General features: G+C 34.1%; 15 protein-coding genes. 2 read left to right on the top strand and 13 right to left on the bottom strand.

Annotated features, from left to right (window positions below; all coding sequences use genetic code 11):
* Positions 1-98: 98 nt before the first annotated feature.
* The 7 genes from AC4FQ3_RS18915 to AC4FQ3_RS18885 all read right to left on the bottom strand — a co-directional run bounded on the left by AC4FQ3_RS18915 (position 99) and on the right by AC4FQ3_RS18885 (position 6,759).
* Complete coding sequence (locus AC4FQ3_RS18915) at positions 99-1,538, bottom strand: nucleoside recognition domain-containing protein (protein ID WP_073394360.1); 1,440 nt, start codon at positions 1,536-1,538, stop codon at positions 99-101.
* Between the two features lie 240 nt (positions 1,539-1,778).
* Complete coding sequence (locus tag AC4FQ3_RS18910; RefSeq protein WP_491182877.1) at positions 1,779-2,852, bottom strand: winged helix DNA-binding domain-containing protein; 1,074 nt, start codon at positions 2,850-2,852, stop codon at positions 1,779-1,781.
* Positions 2,853-2,936: 84 nt separating this feature from the next.
* The gene (locus AC4FQ3_RS18905; protein WP_491182876.1) at positions 2,937-3,650 is read right to left on the bottom strand and encodes a 3'-5' exonuclease; all 714 of its coding nucleotides are present in this window, start codon (positions 3,648-3,650) and stop codon (positions 2,937-2,939) included.
* A gap of 123 nt (positions 3,651-3,773) precedes the next feature.
* Entirely contained in the window at positions 3,774-4,250 is a 477-nt protein-coding gene (locus AC4FQ3_RS18900) for a methylated-DNA--[protein]-cysteine S-methyltransferase (protein ID WP_042563561.1), read from the bottom strand.
* A gap of 230 nt (positions 4,251-4,480) precedes the next feature.
* Positions 4,481-5,305 (bottom strand): Rossmann-fold NAD(P)-binding domain-containing protein, encoded by an 825-nt coding sequence (locus tag AC4FQ3_RS18895; RefSeq protein ID WP_491182875.1) that lies wholly within the window; start codon positions 5,303-5,305, stop codon positions 4,481-4,483.
* Between the two features lie 117 nt (positions 5,306-5,422).
* The gene (locus AC4FQ3_RS18890; RefSeq protein WP_491182874.1) at positions 5,423-5,872 is read right to left on the bottom strand and encodes a GNAT family N-acetyltransferase; all 450 of its coding nucleotides are present in this window, start codon (positions 5,870-5,872) and stop codon (positions 5,423-5,425) included.
* Positions 5,869-6,759 carry a LysR family transcriptional regulator gene (locus tag AC4FQ3_RS18885; RefSeq protein ID WP_491182873.1) on the bottom strand — a complete coding sequence of 297 codons (891 nt, stop codon included), beginning with the start codon at positions 6,757-6,759 and terminating at the stop codon, positions 5,869-5,871. Before AC4FQ3_RS18885 ends, AC4FQ3_RS18890 begins: the two co-directional genes overlap by 4 nt.
* Before the next feature lie 144 nt (positions 6,760-6,903).
* On the opposite strand from AC4FQ3_RS18885, the gene AC4FQ3_RS18880 reads away from it, so the two are divergent.
* Positions 6,904-7,299 (top strand): rhodanese-like domain-containing protein, encoded by a 396-nt coding sequence (locus tag AC4FQ3_RS18880; protein WP_491182872.1) that lies wholly within the window; start codon positions 6,904-6,906, stop codon positions 7,297-7,299.
* Between the two features lie 58 nt (positions 7,300-7,357).
* Here the strand turns inward: AC4FQ3_RS18880 and AC4FQ3_RS18875 are convergent, their stop codons facing one another.
* From AC4FQ3_RS18875 to AC4FQ3_RS18865, 3 genes are read right to left on the bottom strand one after another with little or no spacing between them, the layout of a single operon-like run.
* On the bottom strand, positions 7,358-9,751 hold the full coding sequence (locus AC4FQ3_RS18875; protein WP_491182871.1) for a M28 family peptidase: 2,394 nt from the start codon (positions 9,749-9,751) through the stop codon (positions 7,358-7,360).
* Positions 9,752-9,763: 12 nt separating this feature from the next.
* The gene (locus AC4FQ3_RS18870) at positions 9,764-10,111 is read right to left on the bottom strand and encodes a hypothetical protein (protein WP_042563555.1); all 348 of its coding nucleotides are present in this window, start codon (positions 10,109-10,111) and stop codon (positions 9,764-9,766) included.
* Positions 10,108-11,637 carry a bifunctional GNAT family N-acetyltransferase/carbon-nitrogen hydrolase family protein gene (locus tag AC4FQ3_RS18865; protein WP_073394353.1) on the bottom strand — a complete coding sequence of 510 codons (1,530 nt, stop codon included), beginning with the start codon at positions 11,635-11,637 and terminating at the stop codon, positions 10,108-10,110. The genes AC4FQ3_RS18870 and AC4FQ3_RS18865 overlap by 4 nt, the downstream gene beginning before the upstream one ends.
* A 175-nt stretch (positions 11,638-11,812) precedes the next feature.
* Between AC4FQ3_RS18865 and AC4FQ3_RS18860 the strand changes: the two genes are divergently transcribed.
* Positions 11,813-12,142 (top strand): single-stranded DNA-binding protein, encoded by a 330-nt coding sequence (locus AC4FQ3_RS18860; protein WP_491182870.1) that lies wholly within the window; start codon positions 11,813-11,815, stop codon positions 12,140-12,142.
* Positions 12,143-12,219: 77 nt separating this feature from the next.
* Here the strand turns inward: AC4FQ3_RS18860 and AC4FQ3_RS18855 are convergent, their stop codons facing one another.
* From AC4FQ3_RS18855 to AC4FQ3_RS18845, 3 genes are all read right to left on the bottom strand, one after another.
* Positions 12,220-12,912 (bottom strand): DUF2461 domain-containing protein, encoded by a 693-nt coding sequence (locus tag AC4FQ3_RS18855; RefSeq protein ID WP_491182869.1) that lies wholly within the window; start codon positions 12,910-12,912, stop codon positions 12,220-12,222.
* A gap of 76 nt (positions 12,913-12,988) precedes the next feature.
* Positions 12,989-13,174 carry a hypothetical protein gene (locus tag AC4FQ3_RS18850; RefSeq protein WP_302094005.1) on the bottom strand — a complete coding sequence of 62 codons (186 nt, stop codon included), beginning with the start codon at positions 13,172-13,174 and terminating at the stop codon, positions 12,989-12,991.
* An 80-nt stretch (positions 13,175-13,254) separates the two neighbouring features.
* On the bottom strand, positions 13,255-13,773 hold the full coding sequence (locus AC4FQ3_RS18845) for a ferritin (RefSeq protein WP_042563550.1): 519 nt from the start codon (positions 13,771-13,773) through the stop codon (positions 13,255-13,257).
* Positions 13,774-13,789 lie beyond the last annotated feature (16 nt).

Raw genomic sequence — 13,789 nt, 5'->3', positions numbered from 1 at the left:
ATTAACAAAATAATTATCCCACCGGAATTCTACAATCTTTGGAAAAAGAGCCGTAGGCCTCGACCAATACTGTAGGGCTGGACTAAAGTCCAGTTTGATTAAAAAAACCAGCTAGCCACAAAAATCGCCGTAATTACACAAATCACATCCACCAAAAGCATTGTGCCTAAAGCGTAACGGGTATTTTTGATATTTACAGAACCAAAATAAACCGCAATTACATAAAAAGTACTTTCTGCGCTGCATTGAAAAATACTACTCAATCTTCCGGTTAAGGAATCTGCTCCAAAAGTATTCATCGAATCGATTAAAAATCCTCTTGATCCTGCAGAGCTAAAAGGTCTAAGCATAGCAACCGGCAAAGCATCGGTAATTTGTTTATTTACACCCATATTCGAAAAAATGAAGGCAATCCAGTCACTGATAATTTCAAATAAACCGCTGTTTCTGAATAATGAAATGGCAACTAACATTCCTAAAACATACGGAAAAATAGTAACTCCCGTTTTAACACCATTATTTGCTCCTACTACGAATGCATCAAAAACGGTTGTTTCGGCTTCTTTAAATTTCTTTTCATGAATGAAAGAAAAAATCAAAGTAAAACCTATTATAACAAGTAAAATTAGTGCCGATAGATTTGTTGTGAAAAAGTTTTTCCCTATCAAATCTAAATGGTTTACGTACATCAACAATCCAATAATGGCAGCAATTAATACCATCAAACCAATTACAAGAGAAGCACTTTTGAAATTAATTTTTTGTTTGATTCCCACAATTAAAAAAGCCGCAATTGTACCAATAAACGAAGTAATGATACACGGAAGCATAACATCAGCTGGATTACTTGCGCCTGCTGCTGCGCGATAACCAATAATTGAAGTTGCAATTAACGTTAACCCAGAAGCGTGCAGACACATAAACATAATTTGTGCATCACTCGCTCTGTCTTTATCGGGATTTATTTCTTGTAAACTCTCCATTGCTTTTAGACCAAACGGAGTTGCTGCCGAATCTAATCCTAAGAAATTAGCAGCAAAATTTAAAGTCATATAGGAGATCGAAGGATGGTTTTTTGGAATACTTGGAAATACTTTTACAAAAACCGGACTTAGCCCTTTAGCTAATTTTCCAGAAGCTCCGGAAATAATTAAAAGTTCCATTAATCCGCAGAAAAAGGCTAAATATGCAATAAGCGGTAAAATCAAATCAAGCAAAGTACTTTTACAGGTCGGTAATAAACCATCGGATTTTTGGATTCCGCTGTAAATTTTTACGGTTTTGTTTTTATAAACATACGTTGTATCGGCATTAAGCGTATCACGATTGATAATCATCGTTTGATCTGGCGCTTTTTTGATGCTGTCTTTGATAAAGGCAGGAAGCTGTTCAGCATATTTTTCTGAAACAAGAATTGGATCGTCTTTTTTCCCGTTTAAAACAGAATCAATAGTATAAGTGTTGGCTGTAAACAAACTTACTATAATGAAGATAATCGACGAAATAAAAATGGTTAACCAAAATCTACTTAATACCATAACGCTGTTTTTTTTGTAAATGTAATTATTTCGAGATAATATGCATAAAGATTTTAGTGCCGAAACATTTTTTTTGGATACATCGCCCCGATGGGGCTAAAAAACTAAATGCTATTTTTTTCTATAAATATTGCACTCCTAACGGAGTTGATTAAGCTCCATTGGAGCGTGATATTTATAGAAACAAAATATGTAAATGCTGATAGCTCCATCGGAGTGACATAAAACATTCTAATAAAATTATTCAATAACAATTTTAGTTTCTAAATAATTTTCAAACGCTTTAATCCCTTCAAACAAAATTGCTTTTTTATGACTTTCGGTTTCATTAAAAAATTCGGTTTCTATTTTGGCGTGATCTTTTTTAATGGTTCTTTTCCAGGTTCCAATGACTTTACTATTTTCCAAAATTATGGGTTTGAAGATGCCATTATTGGTAAAAACTTTTGATTGATGATCTAATAAAATAGAAGCTTCTCTGGTTTTATATGAAATCAAAATCTCATCAAAAGCGGGTAGAAAATGTATGCTTTCCTTCAAGTTTAATGTTGTATTGTTTTGATTTACAAACCAATAATCTTGATTGTCAATAGTAATAGAATTCAATTGCAACTCTATTGCGTTAATAATGTTCTTGCAAATAGTAGGCGGAAAACCAGACCACCAGGAGAAATCAAGCAATGTTGCCGGACCGTGACTTTCAAAATATCGTTTGGCTAATTTTGCTAAACCTTCTTCCAGTGTTAATTTGGTTTTGGGTTTTGCGACACGTTCTTCGAGTAAGGCATAAGTCATTTGTTTGCCTTTCATTTTTCCGTTACAAACCAAACCATCCAATTCTGCATTCATCATGATGGCTGCATATAAAAAATCTTGTGCGGAACTTTTTTTAATGTTGAGTTCCTGCATAATTTCTTCCCGGGTTAAATGATTATTTCCCGATAATATTTTTTCGATCGATGAATTAATCTTATTCAGCTTTTGAATATCATAATCGTATTTTTTGGCAGATGAAACTACAATCTTTTTCACTTGTGGTCCGGAAACATCCAGCATCCAATGAATATCTTCGGCGGCAACGAAATGCCAGGTTGGTCGTAAAATATGAGTCCGAATGATTTTTGCAGAATTAATAGCTTCTTCAATCTCTTTTTCAGTAGCATTACAACGCGAACCAATCGCCCATTTTGCCATCGCATAATCCTGAGCTTGCATAGCTCCCAAGTGATGTACAATTTCCTGAGGAGAACTTAAATTCGGCTCTGAAAGTTTTTGAGAAACAAGTCTGTGATGCGATATTTCCTGATGTGTCATTTTGTAAATATTTAAACCCTATAAGTTATATAAGCGCACTTAAACTTTGTACCTCTGTCGCTCTGAACCTTTGCGCCTTAAAAATCAAACATGAATAATTTCATCATCAATCAATAAATCTTCTCGACGCAAACGAAGGAAAATCTGTGCTACGGCAATTGTATCTTTTTCGCAATAGGTTACAATTCGGTCAATATCTTTCTCCACATAAAAAACATGTGCTACCTGACTTCCGTCGATATCTCCTTTTGGCGATGGTACGCCGAGAATCTTGGTAAGTAATTTTAAAGAAGTAAAGTGTTTATAATCGCCAAACTTCCATAACTCTAAAGTGTCTAAATGCGGAATTTCCCAAGGTTTTTTACCGAACAAATTCAGTTTATCCGGAATTGCAATTTGGTTGATAATCATTCTGCGCGCCAAAAATGGAATATCAAATTCTTTCGCATTATGTCCGCACAATAAATGTTGGGGCTGATTAAAATGATTGTTCAACAGATTATTAAAATCCTTTAAAATCTTCTTTTCATCGCCAAAAAACGATGTTACGCGGAAATTTCGAATATCGCCTTTAATCGTAAAATAACCTACAGAAATGCAAATGATCTTTCCGAATTCTGCCCAAATTCCGGCGCGATCGTAGAATTCTTCGGGAGTAAAATCATCTTTTCTTTGATATTGAGTTTTTAAATCCCAAAGCGATTGCATTTCCGCGTCGAGAGAATTAAAATTCTCTTCTTCAGGAACGGTTTCTATATCCAGAAATAAGATGTTGTTGAGGTTTATTTTTTCGATCATGTTTTTAATTTAAACAGAGATTGTACTAATTAACACATATTAATTTAGTTACTGTACGAAATTTATTATTTGTAAATATAAACCTATATTTTTAATTTGTGTAAATCTGTGAAATTTGTGTTACTAAAACAAACTTTGTTGCGTCGAGGGGTTTTCGTGTTCTAAAAGCCATTTTTTGCGAGACAAACCTCCGGCGTAACCCGTTAAAGATCCATTTGTGCCAATAACGCGATGACAAGGCACAACAATCCAAAGCGGATTTTTACCATTTGCCGATGCAACTGCCCGAATTGCTTTTACATCTCCCAGTTTTTTGGTTTGATCCATGTAGCTTATAGTCTTCCCATATGGAATTTCCAATAAAGCTTTCCATACTTTTTGCTGAAATTCTGTTCCTTTTGGATTTAGTTTGAAATCGAAATCAGTTCTTTTTTTATCAAAGTATTCTTGTAATTGAGAAACAGCTTCTTTTAAAGCTTCAGGAATGACTTCAGAAACCTCATTTGTTCCCACATCTGAAACTGAAATTACAGCAATACCATCTTCATCTCCAACTATTTTGGTGATTCCTAAAGGTGAATTGATGTAAACTGTTTCCATGTTTTACTATAAAGTTTTTTGACCGCAAAGGCGCAAAGTATTTCGCAAAGTTCGCAATTTTATTTAAACCATATAAGTATTTAAGTTTTGTTTTACCGCAGAGAACACAAAGTTTTTTCGCAAAGGTCTCAAAGTTTGTTATGTGTGAATGAATGGGTTTTGTTGCGTTTTACTTAGGAGGTCGCAAAGTTTTGCAGTTTGTTTATATGAACTTATATCACTTATATGGTTTAACAAACGTCAAGTTTAAAGTGATAGTTTAAACTATTTTCAACCTTTTCACTAGAAACAATCTTTTTAATATTCGATTTTTCAACGCCAAATTTTGGCAACACCAAACCCTGTTCTTTTGCCTTCTGTGTATAATATTCCTCCCTTGTAGGATGAAAAGGAGCGACGGCGTTGAAAACTTCATTCCATTTTGACTGATAAATGATTTCTTCAATAATGTTAATGCAGTCGTTTTGGTGAATTAAATTTACTGGCGCATCAGGATTTTCGAGATTTTCCTTTCCTGCTAAAAATTTTACCGGATGACGATCTTCGCCAATTAATCCGCCGAAACGCAAAATGGTTGTTTCGAAGTTTTCATTTTTTTGCAAAAGAGCTTCTGCTAAAAGCAATTGTTTGCCACTTTCTGTTTCCGGATTTGGAATTGTTTCTTCTGTGATTAAATCATTTTCATCTCCATAAACAGAAGTCGAACTTACAAAAAGTACCTTTTTTACTCTTGATTGCTCTATAAAAGGAATCAAGGTTTTGATTTTTTCCACAAAAACCTTTCGTAGAGAATCTGAAGTATCAGAATTTGTTGCGCGTAACTTTGGCGGAATATCAATAATTAAAATTTCACTTTTGGATAAAAATGGAATTATGGTTTCTGAAATACTTTCGCTTTCAAGCGCAACTAAATAGGGATTTATACCAGCATCCTTCAAAATTTGCAGTTTATTTTCAGATGTTGTTGATCCGTTTACAGAACGCCTTTTTGCGATTAAGCTTTTTGCCAAAGGCAATCCCAGCCAGCCACAGCCTAAAATACTTATTTGAGTCATTTTTTTGAAGGTTCAGAGTTGCAAAGGTACAAGGTTCAAAGTTGAAAAACTTAAAATTGAAATTGATTAGTTTTTATCTTTGCGCCTTTGCGAGATTAAATTTTACGCACTTTGTTATTACAAATCTAAAAAGAAACAGATTTTTTCTTTTCCTTTTGCGCCAATTCGGTTGTAGAATTTTATAGCTCTTTCATTAAATTGAGGTGTTCGCCATTGCATGTTAATACAGTTTTTTGCTTTCCCAATTTCTTTTAGTTTGTTGATTATCACTTCTCCAATACCGTAGTTTCTGGCTTCTTCTTCTAAAAACAAACAATCCATGTGTATAATATCTGCAGCATCCCAGGTTGAATGCATAAAATTATAAGTTGCATAACCTACAATGTCATTTTCTGTGGCAACTACTAAACAAAAGTGATTTGGCTCTGAAGCAAATAAAATCTTTTTTAAACCTTCTTCTTTTCCTTCCGGAGCATAATCGGCTTTTTCGTATTCAGCATGTTTTTGGCATAAAATAACAAGTTTTGGTAAATCTGAAAGCTCGCAATTTCTTATAGAATATTTCATTGAATATTAATTTCGGTTTGTAAAAAGGTAATAAAATGATGAAAATAGTCAGGATAAACCTCATTTTGCCTAATTGCTATAAAGTGTTTTCTTTTTAGGCCGTTTTTACCAATTTTAATAGCTTTTATGGGATTATTTTTCAAATGTGGAAGCAATGCCCATTTTGCCATCGACATAACGCCCATATCGGCTTTTACCATTTCCAGAGAAGCTTCGGTTAATGGAATTGCTGTAATTTTTTTGGGAGTTACTTTGGCTGGAGCCAAAACAAATTGATGAATCGTAACGGTTTCCATCGGAAGGGAATGAATCAGTAAATGTTCGTCGATAAAATCTTCGGCAACAACGTATTTTTTATTTGCCCACGAATGGTTTTCAGAAACTGCCATAACAACTTCATCCTGAAAAAGTTCCAGATATTTGATGTTGTTATCATTGATCTGGTCGCTGATAATGGCGATATCAATTGTATTATCCAGTAATTTTTGCAATGGAATATGGGTGGCTTCAGTAACAATCTTCAATTCAACATTTGGATACAGCAAATGAAATTGCTTTAAAACCGAAGGCAGCCAGTGGTAACTTGAAAAACATTCGGTACTAATCCTGATTTCGCCGTGTTCTCCAAAAACCATTTGTTTGATTTGAGATTCGGTTTGCGAAAGTTTGTCAAGAATTTCATTGGCAATCCCGTACATTTTTTCACCGGCTTTGGTTAAAACCAGTTTTCTATTCATTCTAAAAAAAATAGGCGTACCCAATTGGTATTCGGCTTCTTTAAGTTGGTGACTTAATGCAGATTGGGTTAAATGAAGTTTTTCAATTGCTTTGGTGATACTTCCTTCTTCAACAATCGCTTTTATCAATCGTAAATGCCGTATTTCCATTTTTAGAGAATTAGTATACAAAGTAACAAAATTTTAATCTGGCTTTTGTATGAAAAAAAGTAATGAAATGGATGAATTCTTTTCGTTTTTATGGAATATAATGTTGGACTACTTTTGAAAAAACTAATCATTAAAACTAAAAAAATGGAAACACAAATTAAACATTATGAAAATAAACTGGCCTTTGAAATGGATCCTTCGGATTTGTTTGATGCTTTAAATAATGGAGAAAAAGTAGTCGTTATTGATGCCAGAAAGTCTTTTGGATATCAGGCAGAACATATTCCGACAGCGATTAATATTCCGCATCGCGAAATGACAATCGAAAGTACAAAACATCTCGATAAAGAAGTTTTGTATGTAACCTATTGTGACGGAATTGGCTGTAATGCATCAACAAAAGGCGCATTGAATATGGCAAAACTTGGTTTTAAAGTAAAAGAATTAATTGGCGGAATAGAGTGGTGGAAGGTTGACGGTTATGCAACTGAAGGCACAAATGGTAAAACAGCAGGTTTAAAAATTGAATGTGCTTGTTAAATAAAAAAGGCAAACTTCAATTTAAGTTTGCCTTTTTTATTGTTATTTATATTTTGTTTTATTCAGGCTTAACAGCCTGTTTTAGCGTATCTATTGCAGTTATGGTGCTGTCTTTTACCGGTGCGGTTTCAAGAGGAACATTTACGGGTGCTGTATATCTTTCAATTTTTTGCTGAATTAAAATAGCATCGTTCAATACAAAAGGTGTTGGCATCATCCAGTCACTTCTTGGTTTTACATTCAACAGCGGATTTGTCATTAAATCAAAAGAACTTTCAATTAAATCCATACCAAATACAGATGATTTATTAATATAGAAATCCATAACTAATGGCTCATTGCCAACAACATAGTAGCATAAGATTTTCATGTCATCTCGTTCTAAACGATTTCCTTTTTGACCGGAAGTTGAAACTCCATTTGCCTTAAAATTATAAAAAGTCATTTTTGGATTGGCGTAAATATCGTAACGATTGACTTTTCTGTTTGGCGTTATTTTTATTTTTAAATACCTGTTGTTGCCTATTACGCTGTCTTTTAAGAACTCAATAGTTGGTTTTGGAATGGCAATATTTGGTGCAATTGCGCTGTAGGTAAAGGTTGAATTGTATTTGCTGGCCAATGGCAAACCGTTTAAACCTACCGCTTTTTGATTTTTTTCTCCTAAATAAGTTTTAGTCCATTCGTCAAGATTTACATCATAAGTTGTCCAAACTGCCGAATCTGTATTGGCATTATAAACATACAATAAACTGTTAGATTTTGCTTTTCCGTACTCATATCCTGAGTTATAACCAGCATAAACGAAGAAAGCGATCGAGGTAATAAAAAATAATATCGCCCAGACACCTTTTCTGAAAAAAGAACCAAATATGGGAAGTAATAATCCGAAAAGTAAAACGGTTAGTATGGCACTTCCAAAAAGTATTTTTAGACCTAAGCCAATTGGGAACATGATAATAAAAGGTGCTACAATTGCCAATGCGGGAATACTAAATAATAAGTTTAGGCCTAAGCTATAATGTTGCGTGATTACAAATATCCCGAATAAAAGGATTCCGAAGTAAACCGGAATAATCAGAAAACCTGCCCCGGTTAAACTATTGGCTAAAAAGAGATTGATAATGATCCAAAGCAATAAAGGCGCTACAAAATGGTTCATTGTAATTTTTGCTTCCGAAAAACGGTTATAGAAAGCAAAACAAATGGCAATAGTAAGTGTTACAAAAGCTCCAATGTAAGCATGTCCGTTATAAGTAAAACCGTTTAGCAAATCTGAATATTGCGGATAAGCTTCTAAAATTATTTTCCAGCCCAGAAAAGTTACCAAACCGGCAATGACTATAGAACCAATTAAAGGAACAAAACCCCTGAAAATTTCTCTGAAAGTAATAACGCGTTTTGCTTTTCCTATAAAAATAAAAAGAATTAGTAATCCTAAAGCAATTAAGGACATTGGAAATACCCATGCAAATGGATAATTTATGAATCCGAAAGGAACACTAAAATATACGTTGTCTTCTGTAGTTTGAGTAGAGTTTAAATCAATATTTGAGAAGTATTTTAATAAGGGCATTAAATAAGTCCCCTGATGAGATAAAGTTGTTTTGTTTAAATGCTGGATATCATCTTGTTGTGTATGATAATTATAATGGCCGTCGATAAAAGCAAAATTAAAGCCCTGAATGTTTCCCTGTTCTCTAAAAACAGTTAGATCAGTATCGTTTGGCAGCATTTTATAAATGCTATACATCAGCGAATTTGAAACGGGATATTTTGCTTTTGCATTTGCAAATTCTTTTACAAGAGCTTGATTTCCTTTGTTGGTTTCCATCAACATATAACTTGGTCCTGAAGAACCCCGGGCTTCAAAATTTAGAACCAGACCAACATCTTTTGCCCACGGATGCTGATTGACAAAAAGCGCTGCACCGTTTAAACCTAATTCTTCAGCATCTGAAAAAAGAATAATTATGTCGTTTTTCTGTGGATTTTTAGAATATAAAAAAGCACGGATTCCTTCCAGAATTGTCGCAACTCCTGATGCGTCATCGCTTGCTCCTTTTGAAAAAGAATGCGGAGCACTGTCATAATGAGAAAGTAATAAAAGTGCTTTTGAGTTGTTGGTTCCTTTTATGCGGGCCAGGATATTTTTGGATTTTACCAAAAGCCCTTTATCATTTAGTGTAAATCCTTCCTGAATCGAAGTTTCTAAACCAATTCGGTTCAATTCTAATTTAAGATAATTAGCAACAAGTTCATGATTTGTTGAACCAACATAATGTGGCTTTTGAGCAATAATTTTAACCTGATTGAAAGCTCTTTCTGTAGAAAATTCAGCAAGGGCTTCTTCGTTTTTAGAAACCCATTGAGGCATCATTGTGGCGTATATAATACCTAAAATTGCTAAAACGCATACAAAAGCAAGTATTGAAGTCGGGTTTTTTCTCATATTGAATATATACTAAATTTCTTTTTTAACGAGCATAAAATAATCATTTTCCAAAGAGCGATATCCCTGGTCGTACAGGAAATAATAGGTATTTCCGGTTTTAGTCTGCAAAATATTTGTAAAGAAATCAAAATCAAAACCCTTATTGATCATTTTATCTCTTGTTGCTTTTGATTTCCCTTCTGTGTTTAGCTCGGACAAAATACGGTAATTTTTGCGTAACTTATTGTTTACATTCCGCATGAAATTATTACTATCCTTATTTATTTTATTATTATAGGCATTTCGGCAATTGTCTGAACAAAATTTCTTGTCTTCGCGGCCTACAATTTTTTCTGAACATTCAAGACAGGTTTTCATTGATCGATTTTTTTAATTTCGTATAAATCATGCCTTCTGTCTTTCAAAATTCGAACACTGCCGTGCTCGTGAAGCTGTTTTAATAAATTTAAATCAACGTCAACAATTAGGGTCATTTCGGTATTTGGAGTTGCTTCGGCTTTGATTCCGTTACTTGGAAAAGCAAAATCTGAAGGCGTAAAAACAGAGGCTTGTGCATATTGAATGTCCATATTATTTACTTTTGGCAAATTACCAACACAGCCGGCAATGGCAACATAACATTCATTTTCTATGGCTCGCGCTTGCGAACAATGTTTTACACGGGTGTAAGCGTTTTGAGTATCTGTTAAAAATGGAACAAACAAAATATTCATTCCTTCATTGGCCATAATTCTTGAAAGCTCCGGAAACTCAACATCATAACAAATTAAAATTCCAATTTTGCCACAATCAGTATCGAACGTCTTAAAGTGCGATCCGCCTTTCATTCCCCAATGTTGCACTTCGTTTGGCGTAACGTGAATTTTGGTATACATTTCTGAAGTTCCATCTCTTTTGCATAAAAAACCAACGTTGTATAAATTACCGTTATCGAGGTAAGGCATACTTCCGGTGATAATATTGATGTTGTATGAAATAGCAAATTCCTGAAAACGCTTTCTTATTGGGTCAGAATAACGGGCAAGTTCCCGAATAGCTTCTGCTTCAGACAAATGATTGTAATCTGCCATTAAAGGGGCAATGAAAAGCTCTGGAAATAAAGCAAAATCGGCACCATAGCCAGAAACAACATCAATGAAAAATTCTGATTGCTCAAAAAATTCTTCAACATTGTTAAGCTGACGCATTTGCCATTGGATTAATCCCAAACGGATAACACTTTTTTCAAGATTAATCAATTTCGGACTTTCGTCGTAATAAACATTATTCCATTCTAAAAGAACCGCAAACTCCTTTGATTCTTCATCGCCTTCAAGGTAATTTTTGATGATTCGCAAAACGTGAAAATCATTACTCAGCTGAAAGGAAAGTACTGGATCGTGTAATTCTTTGTGTTTTACTTTATCGATATAAACTTTCGGAGTAAATTTTTTAGCGTGTTGACTGTAGTTAGGAATTCTTCCTGCAAAAACAATCGCTTTTAAGTTTAATTGTTCGCAAAGTTCCTTTCTTGCATCGTATAAACGACGCCCCAAACGTAAACCGCGATAATGTGGGTGGATAAAAACGTCTATACCGTACAAAATTTCCCCATCCGGATTATGGGTTGAAAAAGTATAGTCGCCAATAATTTGTTTGTAATTGTGTCTCTTGTCAACTAATTTTTCATCGACAATTAAAGATAGGGCAGAACCTACAACTATGCCATCAACTAAAATAACTAATTGACCTTCAGGAAATATTGAGAGTAATTTTTTTATATCATCAGATCTCCAGTATGAATTGGCCATTTCGGGATACGATTCTACCATTGAATTTTTCAATTGTTTATAATCGTCCAATTCTAAATTTCTTAACTCAACTTTATTGATTTGCGCCTGCATATAGTAAGATTTCTGTGAAATATACAAAAAAATATTTCCACTTACAAACGCTTACAAATAGTTACAACCGAAAGTAAATACTTTGTAACCGAATAAATTTTGCCTGCTGTCACATCTTTGCATCGTTGAATTTGATAAACGAATTCCTTATATGAACATTTAAAAATTATACGCCATGAATGCAATGAAAAACAGAGTACAATTAATTGGTAACGTAGGAAACGATCCGGAAATTAAAACATTAGAAAACGGTAGAAAGTTGGCTCATGTAACTATTGCCACAAACGACAAATACACAAATGATAAAGGTGAAAAAATAGAACAAACCGAATGGCACCGTGTAACTGCCTGGGGAAAAACGGCCGAGATTATCGAAAAGTATGTTGTAAAAGGCAAAGAAGTTGCAATTGAGGGAAAATTGACCCACAGAAGTTATGACAAAAACGGAGAAAAAAGATATGTAACCGAAGTTGTTGTAAGTGAGATTTTGTTGCTTAGTAAATAAAGTTTAACAAATTCGAGATTTAAACCCGACAGGTTTTATCCCGAGGCTTCGGGACTGTCGGGTTTGTTGCGTGTAAGCTATAAAATAGAACCGCCGTTTATATCCGTAGTAAGTACTTCGCTCATATAATCGAAAAAAGGTCTCATGTTTTGACATGTTTCCAAAGCCTGCCCTAAAAATTTTGGACTCAAAACTTCATCATCTGTAAAACGTTTTATGATCAAAAACTGTTTGTAACGCAATAAATCAATTGCTTCATGATCGGCATCAAAACCTTTTGGAGAAGTTTTAAGCTGTTCGCCCTGTAAAGTCCCAAAAGTGCTGACGAAGGTTTTTGATTTTAATATTTTTCGAAATGGTTCGGGATCGTGGGCAAACTCGCTGCGTATGCGTTTTAAATCTGCGGCATTTGGTCCCCAGAATCCGCCGGCAAAAAAGCTGTTTCCTTTTTCCAGATGAAAATAATAGCCGCCACGTCTGGCATTTGTTGCACGGGTAAAGCTGCCTCCCCAAAAAGTTTTAAAAGGAGTTTTGTCTTTAGCAAATCGAATATCTCGATAAATTCGGTATACACTTTTTTTGCCCGAAGCAGTTTCTAATACATCAGTTTTAGAAAGTTCCTGAAGCAAAGCTCCGGCAAAATTCTCAATATGGTTTAATTCGTTTAAGTAATTGGGTTTATTTGCTTCAAACCAGGGCTTGTTATTGTTTTCTTTAAGTTGAGATAAAAAATCAAGACTGGATTTTGGTATAGTAATCGGGTTTTCCATAATTAAAATTTGAGACTTTAAGATGACTGCAATTTAAAACTAAAAACCCACCAATTGGTGGGTTTTGTATGATAGTTTAAGCAGTCTTTTTTAATAAGTCAAACATAGGACATCGTGAGCAGCGTTTGTTTTCGCTCTTTTTGTATTTCTCACAACAAGAAGATTTGCAGTTTTCCAACTTCTTCAATTTATCAAGGATATCTTTTTTCTTCTTTTTCTTTTTATCCTTTTTCTTGTCCTTATCTTTTTCTTTCTTGCTCAATTTGCTTCCGTATTATAAACAGAGGCAAATATAAAAGAATAAAAGTTATTTTTAAGTATTCTAAATAAACTTTAACTTTTTTATTTTGGGTTAATAGCGATTGAGCTTGTAACCGTTAATTGCTGAATATCACGATCAAATAAGTAAAGTCCGCCTTTATCATCACCAATTAAGTTGATTTTATCTAAAATAGATTTAGCTGTGGCTTCTTCCTCAATTTGTTCTGCTACGTACCATTGTAAGAAATTGTGAGTTGCATAATCTTTTTCTTCAAAAGTGATGTGTACCAATTCGTTGATAGATTCTGAAACAAAAATTTCATGGTTATAAAGTGCCTCAAACATCTCCTTAAAAGTAGAATAAGAAGTTTTTGGTGCTTTTAGGTCTGTAATCTGTGCATGTCCGCCACGTTCGTTAACGTACTTTACCAGTTTTAACATGTGCGCGCGTTCTTCGTCTGATTGTGTGTACATAAATTGAGCAATTCCCTCTAATCCGTGTACTTCAGCCCAACAAGCCATAGAAAGGTAAGTTTGCGAAGATTCTGCCTCTATGCGAATTTGTTTGTTTAAAGCCGTTTCAATATTTTTTGATAGCATAATATGTGTCTTTTTG

The organism is Flavobacterium sp. AK-345 (genome assembly GCF_058310175.1).
The sequence above is the reverse complement of the archived record's forward strand: the minus strand, read 5'-3'. Positions and strand labels throughout refer to the sequence as shown.